Annotated in this window: 2 tRNA genes; both read left to right on the top strand. The window is 48.9% G+C overall.

What is annotated here, in order from left to right:
* Window positions 1–77: transfer RNA gene (locus FHC48_RS23160), tRNA-Ile, on the top strand.
* 43 nt (window positions 78–120) lie between these two features.
* A tRNA-Ala gene (locus FHC48_RS23165) sits at window positions 121–196 on the top strand.
* Window positions 197–327 lie beyond the last annotated feature (131 nt).

Raw genomic sequence — 327 nt, forward strand, 5'->3', positions numbered from 1 at the left:
AGGCTTGTAGCTCAGGTGGTTAGAGCGCACCCCTGATAAGGGTGAGGTCGGTGGTTCAAGTCCACTCAGGCCTACCAAACTCCTTTTAAAGGATGAGCGGTACAGAGATTGCAAAACGATGGGGCTATAGCTCAGCTGGGAGAGCGCCTGCTTTGCACGCAGGAGGTCTGCGGTTCGATCCCGCATAGCTCCACCATCTTTTACTGCGAACACAAGAAAACTTCAGAGTGAACCTGAAAAGGTGCACTGCGAAGTTTTGCTCTTTAAAAATCTGGATCAAGCTGAAAATTGAAACGACACATCTTAATGGTGTGTTCGAGTCTCTCA

This window comes from Enterobacter sp. EC_50, from assembly GCF_019584525.1.
Lineage (GTDB): Bacteria > Pseudomonadota > Gammaproteobacteria > Enterobacterales > Enterobacteriaceae > Enterobacter > Enterobacter roggenkampii.